This window comes from Blastococcus sp. SYSU DS0552 (genome assembly GCF_054050815.1).
On sequence record NZ_JBJHAB010000001.1, the window covers coordinates 115,584 to 129,112 of the forward strand.

At 74.3% G+C, this 13,529-nt stretch carries 11 protein-coding genes; 5 read left to right on the plus strand and 6 right to left on the minus strand.

The window, feature by feature from the left end:
- Positions 1-210 precede the first annotated feature (210 nt).
- The 3 genes from ACI8AG_RS00600 to ACI8AG_RS00610 all read right to left on the minus strand — a co-directional run bounded on the left by ACI8AG_RS00600 (position 211) and on the right by ACI8AG_RS00610 (position 3,574).
- Positions 211-2,400, minus strand: coding sequence for an MMPL family transporter (locus tag ACI8AG_RS00600; RefSeq protein WP_456595495.1), 2,190 nt, complete (start codon positions 2,398-2,400; stop codon positions 211-213).
- 5 nt (positions 2,401-2,405) lie between these two features.
- Positions 2,406-3,005 carry a TetR/AcrR family transcriptional regulator gene (locus ACI8AG_RS00605; RefSeq protein ID WP_456588285.1) on the minus strand — a complete coding sequence of 200 codons (600 nt, stop codon included), beginning with the start codon at positions 3,003-3,005 and terminating at the stop codon, positions 2,406-2,408.
- Between the two features lie 98 nt (positions 3,006-3,103).
- Positions 3,104-3,574, minus strand: a complete 471-nt coding sequence (locus ACI8AG_RS00610; protein ID WP_456588284.1) for a heme-degrading domain-containing protein — start codon at positions 3,572-3,574, stop codon at positions 3,104-3,106.
- Positions 3,575-3,657: 83 nt separating this feature from the next.
- On the opposite strand from ACI8AG_RS00610, the gene ACI8AG_RS00615 reads away from it, so the two are divergent.
- On the plus strand, positions 3,658-4,743 hold the full coding sequence (locus ACI8AG_RS00615; RefSeq protein WP_456595496.1) for a YihY/virulence factor BrkB family protein: 1,086 nt from the start codon (positions 3,658-3,660) through the stop codon (positions 4,741-4,743).
- On the opposite strand, the gene ACI8AG_RS00620 is transcribed toward ACI8AG_RS00615, so the two are convergent.
- The gene (locus ACI8AG_RS00620) at positions 4,734-6,179 is read right to left on the minus strand and encodes a DUF2252 domain-containing protein (protein ID WP_456595497.1); all 1,446 of its coding nucleotides are present in this window, start codon (positions 6,177-6,179) and stop codon (positions 4,734-4,736) included. The two genes, ACI8AG_RS00615 and ACI8AG_RS00620, sit on opposite strands and share 10 nt — an antisense overlap.
- A gap of 246 nt (positions 6,180-6,425) precedes the next feature.
- Here ACI8AG_RS00620 and ggt point away from each other — a divergent pair, with 246 nt between their 5' ends.
- A complete protein-coding gene (ggt, locus tag ACI8AG_RS00625; protein WP_456595498.1) occupies positions 6,426-8,288 on the plus strand; it encodes a gamma-glutamyltransferase in 1,863 nt (620 codons plus the stop codon).
- Between the two features lie 3 nt (positions 8,289-8,291).
- Here ggt and ACI8AG_RS00630 read toward each other — a convergent pair whose 3' ends face one another.
- Positions 8,292-9,152: a siderophore-interacting protein gene (locus ACI8AG_RS00630; RefSeq protein ID WP_456588280.1), complete on the minus strand. Its 861-nt coding sequence runs from the start codon at positions 9,150-9,152 to the stop codon at positions 8,292-8,294.
- Positions 9,153-9,216: 64 nt separating this feature from the next.
- On the opposite strand from ACI8AG_RS00630, the gene ACI8AG_RS00635 reads away from it, so the two are divergent.
- The gene (locus ACI8AG_RS00635; RefSeq protein ID WP_456595499.1) at positions 9,217-10,047 is read left to right on the plus strand and encodes an acyl-CoA thioesterase; all 831 of its coding nucleotides are present in this window, start codon (positions 9,217-9,219) and stop codon (positions 10,045-10,047) included.
- 116 nt (positions 10,048-10,163) lie between these two features.
- On the plus strand, positions 10,164-11,192 hold the full coding sequence (locus tag ACI8AG_RS00640; protein WP_456595500.1) for an ATP-dependent 6-phosphofructokinase: 1,029 nt from the start codon (positions 10,164-10,166) through the stop codon (positions 11,190-11,192).
- Here the strand turns inward: ACI8AG_RS00640 and ACI8AG_RS00645 are convergent.
- Positions 11,182-11,766 (minus strand): TetR/AcrR family transcriptional regulator, encoded by a 585-nt coding sequence (locus ACI8AG_RS00645; RefSeq protein WP_456595501.1) that lies wholly within the window; start codon positions 11,764-11,766, stop codon positions 11,182-11,184. The two genes, ACI8AG_RS00640 and ACI8AG_RS00645, sit on opposite strands and share 11 nt — an antisense overlap.
- 38 nt (positions 11,767-11,804) lie before the next feature.
- On the opposite strand from ACI8AG_RS00645, the gene ACI8AG_RS00650 reads away from it, so the two are divergent.
- On the plus strand, positions 11,805-13,472 hold the full coding sequence (locus ACI8AG_RS00650; RefSeq protein WP_456595502.1) for an FAD-binding protein: 1,668 nt from the start codon (positions 11,805-11,807) through the stop codon (positions 13,470-13,472).
- Positions 13,473-13,529: the final 57 nt, after the last annotated feature.

Sequence of the window (13,529 nt, forward strand, 5' to 3'; positions counted from 1 at the left end):
TCCACAGGTCAGCGGCGTATCCACAGGAATGAGCCGGGGCTGGACGGGGAGCCGAGGACGACGCTGAGTCATCGAGCCGTCAGCCGGCGGGCGCGTCGATCCGGTAGCCCGAGCCGGTCGCGACCACGTCGCCGGGCCTGCTCCATCCCGGACGACGGAACGGCCCGCCTGCGGTGCAGGCGGGCCGTTCCATGACCAAGGTCGTGCGGCTCAGCGCGGGGCTGCGCCGACCGACTCCCGGTCCTGCGGAGGCGCCGACTTCTCCAGCGCTGAGCCCTCGACGTCGAGCACCGGCAGCCAGCGCAGCCAGCGCGGCAGCCACCAGGCCCGCTCGCCCAGCAGCGCCAGCGCCGCGGGGACGAGCACCATGCGGACGACGAAGGCGTCGAACAGGATGCCCGCGGCCAGGGCGAAGGCGATCGACTTGATGGTCGCCTCGCCCGCCGGCACGAACCCGGCGAAGACCGAGAACATGATCAGTGCGGCGGCGACGACGACCGGCGCGGCCTGGCGGAACCCGGTGCGGATCGCCTGCAGGGGTGCCACGCCGTGGGCGTGCGCCTCGTGCATCCGGGACACCAGGAAGATCTGGTAGTCCATCGCCAGCCCGAACAGGATGCCGATCACCAGGATCGGCGTGAGGCTGATCAGCGGCCCGGTGGTGTCGAGGTTGACCGCGTCGGCGAGCCAGCCCCACTGGAACACCGCCACCGTGGCGCCGAGCGAGGCGCCGATGGTCAGCACGAAGCCGAGCACCCCGACCAGCGGCACCAGCAGCGAGCGGAACACCAGCACGAGGAGCACCAGCGCCAGGCCCACCACGAGGGCGAGGTAGACCGGCAGGGCCTCGTCGAGGCTCTGGGCGACGTCCACGCTGACCGCCGTCTGCCCGGTGACCGACGCCTGCACGCCCTCGAGGTCGGCGAACTCGGCGCGCAGGTCGGCCACGAGCTGCTCGGTCGCCGGGTCGGTGGGGCCGGACTCGGGGATGACGGTCAGCAGGGCGGCGCTGCCGTCGGCGTTCGGCACCGGCGGCGTCACCAGCGCGACGTCGTCGAGCGTGGAGATCGTGCCGCTGACCTGCGCGGCGGACTCCGCGGCCCCGGCGCCCTCGAACAGCACGGTGATCGGCCCGTTGAAGCCCTCGCCGAAACCGTCGGCGAGCAGCTGCTGGGCGCGCGCCTGGGTGCTGTCGGCCGGGGGTGTCTGCACCAGCGTGGTCTGCATCGAGAAGAACGGCACGGCGATCGCGCCCAGCAGGACGACCGCGAGCAGCAGCGAGGGGATGCGGTGGCGGGTCACGGTGTCCGCCCACCCGGCGAGCAGCCCCCGCCGGTGCGAGGTCGCGACGCCCCCCGCGCCCTCCTGCGCGGCCGACCGCTGCGCGCGCGGCAGGGCGCGGTACCCCAGGTAGCTCAGCGCGGCCGGTACCAGGGTCAGCGCGATCAGGACGGCGACGACGATGGTCAGCGCCGCCGCCACGCCCATCTGCGTGAGGAACGGGATGCCGACGACGGCCAGGCCGGTCAGCGCGATGACGACGGTGAGCCCCGCGGTCACCACCGCGGAGCCGGCGGTGCCGACGGCGGTCGCGATCGCGGTGCCCACGTCGGCGCCGGCCCGCAGCTCCTGCCGGTGGCGGCTGACGATGAAGAGCGCGTAGTCGATGCCGACGGCCAGCCCCAGCATGGCGGCGAGGGTCGGGGTGGTCGAGGAGAGGTCGGTGAAGCCGGTGGCGATGGTGATGCCCAGGACCCCGATGCCGACGCCCACGAGGGCGGTCAGCAGGTTGAGGCCGGCGAGGACGAGCGAGCCGTAGGTGACGGCGAGGACGACCAGCGCGACGACGACGCCGATGGCCTCGGCGGGGCCGCCGACGTGCGGCGCCTCCTGGGTGGCCTCCCCGGAGACCTCGACGGTGAAGCCGCCCTCCCGCGCGCCGTCGACCGCCTCGAGCAGCGCCTCCTGCTGCCCGGGGGTGACCTCGCCCGGCGCCGCGTCGTAGGTGACGGTGCTGTAGGCGGTGTTCTGCTGCTGGTTGACCGCCGGCGCCGCCGGGTCCAGCGGGTTCGTGGCGTCGACCACGCCGGGCAGCTCGGCGAGCTCGGCGACGAGCTCCCCGACGACCGGCGCGTTCTCGGGCGTCGTGAGGGTCTCGCCCTCCGGCGCCTGCACGACCACGCGGGCGGTCGCGCCCTCACCGCCGGCGCCGAACTCCTCGCCGATCCGCTCGAGGGCGTTGGTCGACTCCTGCCCGGGGATGGAGAAGGAGCTCGTCGTCTCGCCGGCGAGGGTCGCGGCGCCCGCGCCGCCGGCGACGAGGACCACCAGCCAGACCAGGATCACCGGGAGACGGCGGCGGTGCGCGAACGCGCCGAGCCGGGACAACAAGACAGCCATGGGGATCAGGCCTCCACCTGGTCGGTAGCGGGAGGAGCGGCGCCGGCCCCGTGGTGGCCGAGCGCGTCGAAGCAGGTGGCGACGACGAGGGGGCGCCACGCGGTGGTGCCGTCGTGCTGCCGGGCCGTCAGGGTGAGCACGGCCAGCGCGGTGAGAGCGCCGACGACCCGGATGGCCCGTTCGGACCCGAGCGCGCCGGGGGTGACGCCGAAGGCCTCCAGAGCCGCCGCGACGGCGGTCTCGACCTCGGGCCCGGCGTCCTCGGTGCCCCCCTGGGTCAGCGGGGCGAGGAGCAGCGCGACCAGCCCGGGGTGGGCCAGCGCGATGTCGACGAGCACGTCCAGCGCAAGCCGGTCGCGTGCCGGGCCCGGCGGCAGGTCGACCACCTGGTCGAGCACCCGCTGGCCGAGCGCGCCGGCCTGGGCCAGCACGGCCGCGTGGAGCGCTTCCTTGCTGGGGAAGTGGTGCAGCAGCCCGGCCTTGGACAACCCGACGGCGTCCGCGACGTCCTGGACCGACGTCTTGGCGAAGCCGCGCCGCGCGAAGAGGGCGGCGGCGTGGTCGAGGATGCCCTCGTCCACCTGCTGCCGGAACGGTCGCGCCACGGAATGCAGGTTACGCGCGACCGACCGGATCGGTAGGTGTACCGACCACTTCGGTCGGTGGTGTCCGTCACGCCGGCCGGGCGCGATCGGTACCGGGGTCAGCGCCCCGGGTGCTCGGCGAGGACGGCGGTGACCATCCGGTGGTCGTCCAGCTGGGGGAGCCCGGAGACGGCGACGACACCCACCGGGCCGACGTCCCGCACCAGCAGCGGGAAGGCGCCGCCGTGCGCGGCGTAGTGCTGCGGGTCGAGCCCGAACTCCGCCTCGAAGGTGGTGCCGCGCTCGATGCTGGCCTGCCGGACGTAGAGCGAGCTGTGCCCGAACCGGTGCACCACCCGGGACTTCCGCTCGATCCAGTGGGCGTTGTCGGGCGTCGCCCCGGGCAGTGCGACCGAGAAGAGCCGGTGGCCGTTGCGGGTGATCTCGACGGCGACGGGGGCGGCATCGCGCCTCGCGGCGGCCACCAGTGCGCAGCCGAGCACCCACGCGTCCTCGTTGGTGAAGGAGGTGAGCTGCAGGCGCTCCTCCTCCGCGGCGAGCTCGGCGAGCGTGGGGAAGGACTCGGACATGCCCTCTTCCTACGGGGGATCCGCCGCGGTCGCGAGTGCGCAGGCGGGTCGTGGGTAGCCGCCGACGAGGGAGGGGTGCACCGATGTCGGTCGTCGCGCGGTTCGACGCGTTCCAGGCCCGGCATCGCGTGGTGGGCTTCCCGCTCGCGGTGGCCTACAAGTTCGCCGACGACCGCGGCCCGCACCTCGCCGCGCTGATCACCTACTACGGCGTCGTCTCGCTGTTCCCGCTGCTGCTGATGCTCACCTCCGTGCTGGGCTTCCTCCTACAGGACGACCCCGCGCTCCAGCAGCGGATCCTCGAGTCCGCGCTGTCGGACTTCCCGCTGCTGGGCCCCGCGCTGGTGGAGAACATCGGCACCTTCCGGGGGAGCGGCGTGGCGCTGGTTATCGGCGTCCTCGGCAGCCTGTACGGCGGGCTCGGCGTCATGCAGGCGGCCCAGGCGGCCCTCAACCGCATCTACGCCGTGCCGCGCTTCGCCCAGCCGAACCCCCTGCTGTCCCGGCTGCGCAGCCTGCTGCTCGTCGTGGCGCTCGGCCTGGCCGCGGTGGCGTCGACCGCGCTGACCGCCTTCGTGTCGACCTTCTCCGGCGCGCTGCCGGTGCCCGGGCCGGTGGTGGCGGCCGCGGGCACGCTGGTCGGCCTGGCGATCAACGTCGGGATCTTCCTGGTTGTCTACCAGGTGCTCACCGCCCGCCGGCTGGACTGGCGGAACGTCGCCGTCGGTGCCGTCGTCGCCGCGGTTCTCTGGGAGCTGCTGCACGTGCTCGGCACCTACTACTTCGGCACGTACGTGACGCGCTCCACCGACGTCTACGGCGTCTTCGGCGTGATCCTCGGCCTGGTCGTCTGGATCTACCTGCAGGCGCTCGTCGTCGTGCTGGCCGCCGAGATCAACGTCGTCCGGCACCGACGGCTCTACCCCCGGTCGCTGCTGACCCCCTTCACCGACGACGTGGACCTGACCCCGGCCGACGTCCGCGCCTACACCGGCTACGCGCGCAGCGAGCGGTACAAGGGCTTCCAGCGGGTAGAGGCGTCGTTCCGGAAGGGGGCGAGGCCGCGGGCCGCCGACGCCGAGAGTTTCCCCGGCGACGTCGCGCAGGACGAGGCCGGGGACGGGGTCGGGGACGGGGCCGGGGAGCGTCCGCGAGGTGCTCAGCGGTAGACGACGTCCACGCTGCGGAAGGCGCCCAGCGCGTGGTCGGCGACGAAGTGCTCGTGGTCCCGGCGCACCCGGGCGGCCGCCTCCTCGGCGAACCGCAGGATGTCGTCGACGAACAGGTCCCGGTTGCCGATCGCGTCCAGGATCGCGGGCTCCACGTCGTAGTCGACGTTGCCGGTCTCGTCGGACATCGCGTGGGTGTGCGCCAGCACCCGGCCGCAGATCTCCGCGTACTGCTTCCACTCGCCGGTCGAGAGCGAGCCGAGGCTGATGTCGTCGCGGAACGGTGCCCGCTCGCGCACCATGAAGCTCCGGCCGCCGATGTCGACGCTGCCGTAGAAGACGTCCCCGCTGACCAGGTGCACCCGCTGGGCGTGCCGGATGCGGTCGCCCTCGCCGTCCACCTCGTATCCCGACGGCGGCACCAGCCCGGACAGGGCCGAGCGGCGGGCGCGCTTGAATTCCAGGAGGAGGTCGTCGGTCCCGTCGTCGCGCACCCCGGCGACGAGCACGTAGTACCGGGTCAGGCCCAGCGAGGCGGTGCCGGCGCCGCGTCGCTCGGCGACGTCCTTGACCCGCACCGCGCCGGCCCGCTCGGGCACCGCCACCTCGTTCTCGGCCACGTAGCGGTCGACGAGCTCCTGGAACTCCTGCCGGCGGCTGCTGACCGGCACCAGTTCCTCGTCGGTCCGGAAGCCGCTCCGGGTCTCGTCCAGCAGACCGGCCAGCCAGTCGGCGCGGCTGGTCTCCAGCGTGCCGGCGATCAGCCGCCGGATCAGGGGCGGCGCGTTGTCGAGCCGGAGCTGCTCGGTCTGCTCCCGGCCGTCGGCGGCGTAGGAGGCGATGCCGGCCGCGTAGCCGCGCACGAACCGTTCCGCGATGGCCCGCTGCTTCTTCCGGCCGGAGCCGGACTTCTCGGCCGCGCCCAGCAGGAAGCCGACGGCGCCCCGCTTGAGGTCCCAGGTGAACGGCGCGTAGTAGGCGTCGTCGAAGTCGTTGACGCCGAAGATCGGCACGTTGTCCGAGCTGGGCATCACGCCGAAGTTGCCCGGGTGGACGTCACCGAGCGCGAGCACCGTGGGCAGCCGGGCGTCCTCGCCGACCAGGTCCCGGTAGAAGAGCAGGTTCGTGCCGCGGAAGAAGTGGAAGACCGAGCCGGCGAGCTTGTCGAACTTCGCCCGCGCCTCCAGGTCCCCGTTCGCGATGCGGGTCTCGTGGTCCTCGCGCACGGTCTCCCGCACGTGCACCCGGCGGTCGTTGCCGGTGAGCATGCGGGGGATCAGCACCATCTCGCCGGCCGCCCGCGCCTCGGCGAGCCGGCGGAACGCGTCGACCCGGGAGCCGATCTGCTGCCGGCCCGCGCCGGGCTGCTCGGTCTCGTGCAGCGGCTCCGGCTGCTCCCGCTGCCGCAGCTCGGCGACCAACTGCTCCTTGGCCATCCGGCTGCGGCCGGGGATCCCGTGCTCCCGGGCCAGGCGCAGGAGCTCGTCGCGAGAGGCGGTGCTGAGCTGAGTGGGGAGTCCATGGTCCCCGGCTACCCGTCGGCGCCCCGACCAGGCACGACGGTTGTGTGACAGCCGCCGCCACGTCCCCGTCCCGGGACGGGGACGCCGGACCGCCTGGCGCGCCGGGCTCCGCGGGTGTCCCATGGGTTCCTGCGCAGCGATGACGCCCGAGGAGCTCCCATGCCGCGTCCGCGTACCACCCTCCTGGCCCTGACTGCGCTCGCCGGCGGCGCCCTCGTGGCGGGCGGCCCCGCGAGCGCCGCCCCGCACGACGCTCCGGGCGGGGCGCCCCCGGAGAAGCGCGCGCTGGCCGTGGGCACCGGGGGCGCGGTCGCCACGGTCGACCCCGACGCGACCCGGGTGGGGCTGGACGTCCTGGCCGCCGGTGGCAACGCTGCGGACGCGGCGGTGGCCACGGCCGCCGCGCTGGGCGTCACGGAGCCGTACTCGGCGGGCATCGGCGGGGGCGGCTTCTTCGTCTACTACGACGCCGCAACCGGAGAGGTCACCACGATCGACGGCCGGGAGACCGCACCGCTGGCCATGGGCGCGGACGCCTTCCTCGACGAGGCGGGCGACCCGATCCCGTTCGCCGAGGCAGTCTCGAGCGGTCTGTCGGTGGGCACGCCGGGCACCCCGGCCACCTGGGTGACGGCGCTGGAGGAGTTCGGCACCTGGTCGCTGGCCGACGCGCTCGGCGGTGCGACCCGGCTGGCCGACGAGGGCTTCGTCGTCGACGAGACGTTCCGGCAGCAGACGGCGGACAACGAGGAGAGGTTCCGCATGTTCGCGCCGACCGCCGAGCTCTTCCTCCCCGGCGGCGCCCTGCCCGAGGTGGGATCGGTGTTCCGCAACCCCGACCTGGCCGACACCTACCGGCTGCTGGCCGGCAAGGGGGTGGACCCGCTCTACACGGGGGAGCTGGCCGAGGAGATCGTGGCGACGGTGCAGGACCCGCCCGAGGCGGAGGGGGCCGCGGAGGTCCGGCCGGGTCTGCTGGAGGCCGTGGACCTAGCGCTGTACGAGGCGCCGCTCCGGGAGCCGACCCGGGTCGGCTACCGGGGACTCGAGGTCTACGGCATGGCCCCTCCGTCCAGCGGCGGCTCGACCGTCGGTGAGGCGCTGAACATCCTGGAGCCCTTCCCGCTCGCCTCGCTGCCCGAGGTGCCGGTGCTGCACGCCTACCTGGAGGCGAGCGCGCTGGCGTTCGCCGACCGGAACGCCTACGTCGGCGACCCGGCGTACAACCAGGTGCCGCTGGCCGAGCTCCTCTCGGACCGGTTCGCCACGGAGCGAGCCTGCGCCATTGCGCCGGATGCGGTGCTGGCGAAGCCCACCCCCGCGGGCGACCCGGACGGCGAGTACGCCCCCTGCCCGGCCGGCGAGGGGCCGACGGTGGAGGAGGGTGCGGAGGGTCCGTCCACGACCCACCTCACGGTCGGCGACGCCGCCGGCAACATCGCCAGCTACACGCTGACCATCGAGCAGACCGGGGGCAGCGGGATCACGGTGCCCGGCCGCGGGTTCCTGCTGAACAACGAGCTGACCGACTTCACGTTCGCCGCCGCCGACCCCACCCGGCCCGAGCCGAACCTGCCCGCCCCGGGGAAGCGCCCGCGCAGCAGCATGGCGCCGACGATCGTCCTGCACGACGGCGAGCCGGTCCTGGCCCTCGGCTCGCCGGGCGGCAGCACGATCATCACGACCGTCCTGCAGACGCTGGTGAACCGCGTCGACCGCAACATGGACCTGGCGGAGGCGATCGCCGCCCCGCGCGCCAGCCAGCGCAACACGGCCGCGGTCAGCGCGGAGCCGGCGTTCGTCGACGCGTACGGCGAGCCGCTCACCGCCCTCGGGCACGAGTTCACCGTCGTGGAGGAGCTCGGCGCGGCCACGGGCATCGAGTACCTGCCGGGCGGCCTGCTGCTGGCCGCCGCGGAGGTGGAGCGCCGCGGCGGCGGGAGCGCCGGGGTGGTGCACCCTGTCGTCGGCGGCCCGGAGGCGCCGGGCGCGGCGGAGCTCGCCCCGCCGCTCGGGGGCTGACGGTCAGCGACCGACGGCGTCCTCGGCCTCGATCGCGGCGTTCCACTGGCGCTTGCCCGACTGCCAGGCGTCCTCGGTGTCTCCGCGCCGCCAGTAGCCGGAGATCGACGTCCACTCCGGGTCGAGCCCGCGCTCGGCCCGCAGGTGGCGCCGCAGGTCGCGGACGGCGTACGCCTCGCCGTGCACGAACACGTGCCCGTTCCCCGGCGGGAGCTGGGTGGCCTCGACCGCCTGGACCAGGGCCACACCGGGCAGCGCGTCGCCCCGGTGCAGCCAGCGCAGGTCGACGGTGGGGGAGAGAGCCAGGTCGGTCTGCTCCTCCTCGGGCCCGGCCACCTCCACGAACACCAGCGCCCGTGCGCCGGCCGGCAGCCGGTCGAGGGACGCGGCGATGGCGGGGAGCGCGGCCTCGTCGCCGGCGAGGAGGTGCCAGTCGGCGTCCGGCCGGGGCGCGTAGGCGCCGCCCGGTCCCATGAACTGGATCCGGTCGCCGGGCCGGGCCGCGGCGGCCCAGGGGCCGGCGAGCCCCTCGTCGCCGTGGTGGACGAAGTCGATGGTCAGCTCGCCGGCGGCGGCGTCCCACGCGCGCACCGTGTAGGTGCGGGTGACCGGCCACTGGTCGGCGGGCAGCTCGGCACGCACCTGCTCGACGTCGTAGGGGACCGCGTAGGACGCGTCCGCGGGCGGGAAGAGCAGCTTGACGTAGCGGTCGGTGAACTCGCCGTCGGGAAAGCCGGCCAGGCCCTCGCCGCCGAGCACGACGCGGACCATGTGCGGGGTGAGCCACGAGGTCCGGACCACCTCGCCGATCCGGGGGATCCGTCTGCGGGGCGGTCGTCCGTCGCCGTTCCGTGGCTCGCTCATCACGACTGGCGACGGTACAGAGGGGACCCTAACCCGATCCGAGGACCCGGTTAGGGTGCCCTGCGTGGAGACCGTGGCTGCCGACGACGCACGCCGAGCGGCGGGGCCGACGGTCCTCGACGTCCTGGCTCTGGAGGAGATCGACCGCGACCTGTACCGCAGCACCCTGCTGTTCAGCGACCCCTTCCCGCTGTACGGCGGGCAGGTGGCCGCGCAGGCGCTGTACGCCGCCGGGCGCACGGTCGCCACGGACCGCCTCCCGCACTCGCTGCACGGCTACTTCCTGCGCAGCGGTGACGCCGCCCGCCCGACGATCTTCCGCGTGGACCGCGACCGCGACGGCGGCTCGTTCTCGGCCCGGCGGGTGGTCGCCCTCCAGGGCGGCGAGGTCGTGTTCAGCATGTCGGCCTCGTTCGCGGTGCCCGGTCCCGGCCCGGACCAGCAGGTGCAGCCGACCCCCGCCGTCGAGGCGCCGGACGGGCTGCCGGTCTTCGAGCTGCCCCGGGTGTTCTCCATGGAGAGCCGCCGGCCCCCGCAGCCCTACCCGGACGCGCACTGGCCGACCCGCTTCTGGGCGCGGGCCACCGTGCCGCTGCCGGCCGACCGCCTGGTGCACGCCTGCGTGCTGACCTACCTCTCCGACATCGGGACCGGGCTGTCGGCGCTGCCCGACGACGAGGCCGCCCCCGGCCCGAGCCTGGACCACGCCGTCTGGTTCCACCGCCACGCGCCGCTGGACGACTGGGTGCTCATGGACATGGTGCCGCGCACCGTGTCCGGGGGGCGGGGCTGGTACACCGGATCGATCACCACGGCCGGCGGTGTGCTCGGCGCGAGCTTCACCCAGGAGACGCTGTTCCGGCCCGGCCGGAACCCCTTCCGCCCCGGGCGGTGACCGGCAGGCGCGCCGCGCCGACGGCTCGCAGTCACCCCGCGCGTCGGCGGGCGGTCGTCGAGACGTCATGACGTATGGTCGGGTCAACCCGGCCCACGAGCGCGAGGAGCCAGCCGGTGCGCATCGGAATCCTGACCGGAGGCGGGGACTGCCCCGGCCTCAACGCCGTCATCCGTTCGGTGGTGCGCACCGCCGGTGCCCACTACGGCAGCGAGGTGATCGGCTTCCGCGACGGCTGGCGCGGGCTGCTGGAGAACCGCTGGACGCCGCTGGACGTGGCCGCGGTCGACGGCCTGCTCACCCGCGGTGGCACGACGCTCGGCTCGGCCCGCGTCGCTCCGGAGAAGCTGCACGCCGGCATCGAGGAGATGATCGGCACGCTCGACGAGCACGGGGTCGACGTCCTCGTCCCCATCGGCGGGGAGGGCACCCTCACCGCGGCCCACGTGTTGTCGGAGGCCGGCGTGCCGGTGGTGGGCATCCCGAAGACGATCGACAACGACATCGACGGCACCGATCTGACGTTCGGCTTCGACACCGCGGTCAGCATCGCCACCGAGCTCATCGACCGGCTGCACACGACCGCCGAGTCGCACCAGCGCGTGCTGCTGGTCGAGGTGATGGGCCGGCACGCCGGGTGGATCGCGCTGCACGCCGGCCTGGCCGCCGGCGCCCATCTGACCCTGGTGCCCGAGCAGCCGTTCGACGTGGACGAGGTGGTGCGGCTGGTCTGCGACCGGTTCGCCCGCGGGGCGTCCCACGTGATCGGCGTCGTCGCCGAGGGGGCCGAGCCGCTGCCCGGGCAGATGGCCTTCCGTCGCGGCGGCGTCGACGAGTTCGGCCACCGCCGGTTCACCGGCGTCACCCAGCAGCTGGGGGAGGAGCTGGAGCGGCGCACCGGCAAGGAGGTGCGGGCCACGGTGCTGGGGCACGTCCAGCGCGGTGGGACCCCGACGTCGTTCGACCGCGTGCTGGCGACCCGCTTCGGCCTGCATGCCACCATCGCTGCGCACGAGGGCCGTACCGGTCAGATGGTCGCGCTGCGGGGGACGGAGATCGAGCTGGTCCCGCTGGCGCGCGCCGTCGCCCGGCTGAAGACGGTGACCCCCTCCCGGCTCGCCGAGATCGAGGCCTTCACCGGCTGACCCCGGCACGCGGCCGGGCCCACGGCGGGTCCAGCAGTGCCAGGGCCCGGTCGACGGCGGGCCGGACGGCGTCCGGTGTCGCGGCGGTCATGACCACGCCGAAGGTCATCCGGAGGGCGAGCAGCACGTCGTCGGCGGTGACCTCCGGGGGGGCGACCCCGGCGTCGCGGGCGGGGCGCAGGGTGGCCTCCACCAGGCTGAGCAGCCGCTCCGCCCCGTCGTACTCGGGCAGGTTCCGGCGGGCGTCGACGACCATCTCGACGAAGGCCGTGGTCTCGATGGCCTGGTCGACCAGGCGACTCCACAGCCGGCCGAGAGACCCGGCGTCCCGATCGGCGGCGATCGCCTCGAGTTCGGCGAAGTTGTCCTCGAACACGGCGAACGCCAGATCCAGCCGCGTCGGGAAGTGCCGGTAGAGCACGCCCTGCCCCACGCCCGCCTCGCGGGCGATCGCGCTCAGCGGCACCCGGTAGCCACCCGCGGCCATGACCCGGCGGGCCGCCTGCAGGATCGCCCGCCGGTTGTCCGGAGCCGCTGCCGGACCCCGGTTGACTCTCCCGCCCGACGTGGCCATGCTCACACCCTAGCGATCCGGACAATACTGTCCGGTCGGTGGGCGAGGAGGGCACCGTGGCCGGGAGCGTGGAGCAGTTCGACGAGACCTACGACGTCGTCGTGGTCGGTACCGGTGGCGCCGGCTTCGCCACCGCGCTGGGCGCCCTGGACGAGGGGCTCAGCGTGCTCCTGCTGGAGGGCACGGAGAAGTGGGGCGGGAGCACGGCGATGTCCGGGGGTGGCATGTGGCTGCCGGACAACCCGCTCATGCGCCGCGCCGGCGCCGGTGACTCCCGGGAGGAGGCGCTCGCCTACCTGGAGGCGACGGTCGGCGACGAGGGGCGCGCCGCGACGCGGGAGCGCAAGGAGGCGTTCGTCGACGGTGTCGCCGGCTTCGTGACGACGGCGGAACGGCACGGCCTCGCCTTCGCCCGGGCGAAGGACTACCCCGACTACTACCCCGAGCTCCCCGGCGGCAAGATCGGCCGCTCGCTCGAGGCCGAGCCGCTGGACTCCAAGCAGATCGGCGACTGGTGGTCGACCCTGCGCAACGCGGTGCCGCTCCCGGTGAAGACCGACGACGTATGGCTGCTGGGCCGGGCCTGGTCCACCCCGGGCGGGTTCGTGCGCGGCGCGCGGTTCGTGTTCCGCGCGCTCGGTGGTGTCGCCCGCGGGCGGCGGGTGGTCGGGATCGGGGTCGCCCTGGCCACCGCCTTCTGCAAGGCCGTCGTGGTCGACGGGAAGGTGCCGCTCTGGCTGCAGGCGCCGCTGGAGGACCTGGTCCTCGACGACGAGCGCGTGGTGGGCGTGCGGGTCCGCCGCAACGGTCGCGAGGTGCGCATCCGCGCCGTGCGCGGCGTGATGCTGGCCGGCGGTGGGTTCGAGCACAACCGCGACTGGCGGCAGAAGCACCACGGCATCGACGGCTCGCCGTCGGGGAACCCCGGCAACGTCGGTGGCCCGATCGAGATCGCGCAGCGCGCGGGGACGGCCCTGGAGCTCATGGACGAGGCGTGGTGGGGCGCGTCGGTCGCCGCCCCCGCCGGGCACACGTCGGCGTTCATCGTGGGGGAGCGGTCGATGCCCTACTCGCTCATGACCGACGCCCGCGGTGACCGCTTCGCGAACGAGTCGGAGTCCTACGTCGACCTCGGCCACCACATGCTCGAGCACGACAAGGACGGCCCGTACTGGCTCATCGCCGATGCCCGGCACGCCCGCCGGTACCTGCGGACGTTCGCCCTGGACCCGCGGCTGAACAAGGCGATGCGCGAAGCCGGGATCATGGTCAAGGCCGGGAGCATCCCGCAGCTGGCCGAGCGGCTGGGCATGGAGCCGGGCCGGCTGCAGGCGACCGTCCAGCGGTTCAACGGGTTCGCCCGCGCCGGCATCGACGGCGACTTCGGGCGGGGCAACTCCGCCTACGACCGCTACTACGGCGACCCGACCGTGCGGCCCAACCCGTGCCTCGGTCCGCTGGAGAAGGGCCCGTTCACCGCGTTCCGCGTGGTCATCGGTGACCTCGGCACCAAGGGCGGCGTGGTCACCGACCCCGACGGTCGTGCGCTGCGCGAGAACGGCTCGGTCATCGAGGGCCTGTACTCCGCGGGCAACAACTCCGCCTCCGTCATGGGCCGGACCTATCCCGGCCCGGGCTCCACCATCGGCCCCGCCGCCGTCTTCGGACTGCGCGCCGCCCGGCGCATGGCCCGCCGGCCCGCCTGAGCCCGGCCCCTACCCGCCCGGCGCGCGACCGCGCGCCGGTTCCCTCACCCCCGGAGG

Bases quoted from the DNA above. Each gene is read 5' to 3' on its own strand.
- ACI8AG_RS00600 (WP_456595495.1), bottom strand. From the start codon at position 2,400: ATGGCTGTCTTGTTGTCCCGGCTCGGCGCGTTCGCGCACCGCCGCCGT.
- ACI8AG_RS00610 (WP_456588284.1), bottom strand. From the start codon at position 3,574: ATGTCCGAGTCCTTCCCCACGCTCGCCGAGCTCGCCGCGGAGGAGGAG.
- ACI8AG_RS00615 (WP_456595496.1), top strand. From the start codon at position 3,658: ATGTCGGTCGTCGCGCGGTTCGACGCGTTCCAGGCCCGGCATCGCGTG.
- ACI8AG_RS00620 (WP_456595497.1), bottom strand. From the start codon at position 6,179: ATGGCCAAGGAGCAGTTGGTCGCCGAGCTGCGGCAGCGGGAGCAGCCG.
- ggt (WP_456595498.1), top strand. From the start codon at position 6,426: ATGCCGCGTCCGCGTACCACCCTCCTGGCCCTGACTGCGCTCGCCGGC.
- ACI8AG_RS00630 (WP_456588280.1), bottom strand. From the start codon at position 9,152: ATGAGCGAGCCACGGAACGGCGACGGACGACCGCCCCGCAGACGGATC.
- ACI8AG_RS00645 (WP_456595501.1), bottom strand. From the start codon at position 11,766: ATGGCCACGTCGGGCGGGAGAGTCAACCGGGGTCCGGCAGCGGCTCCG.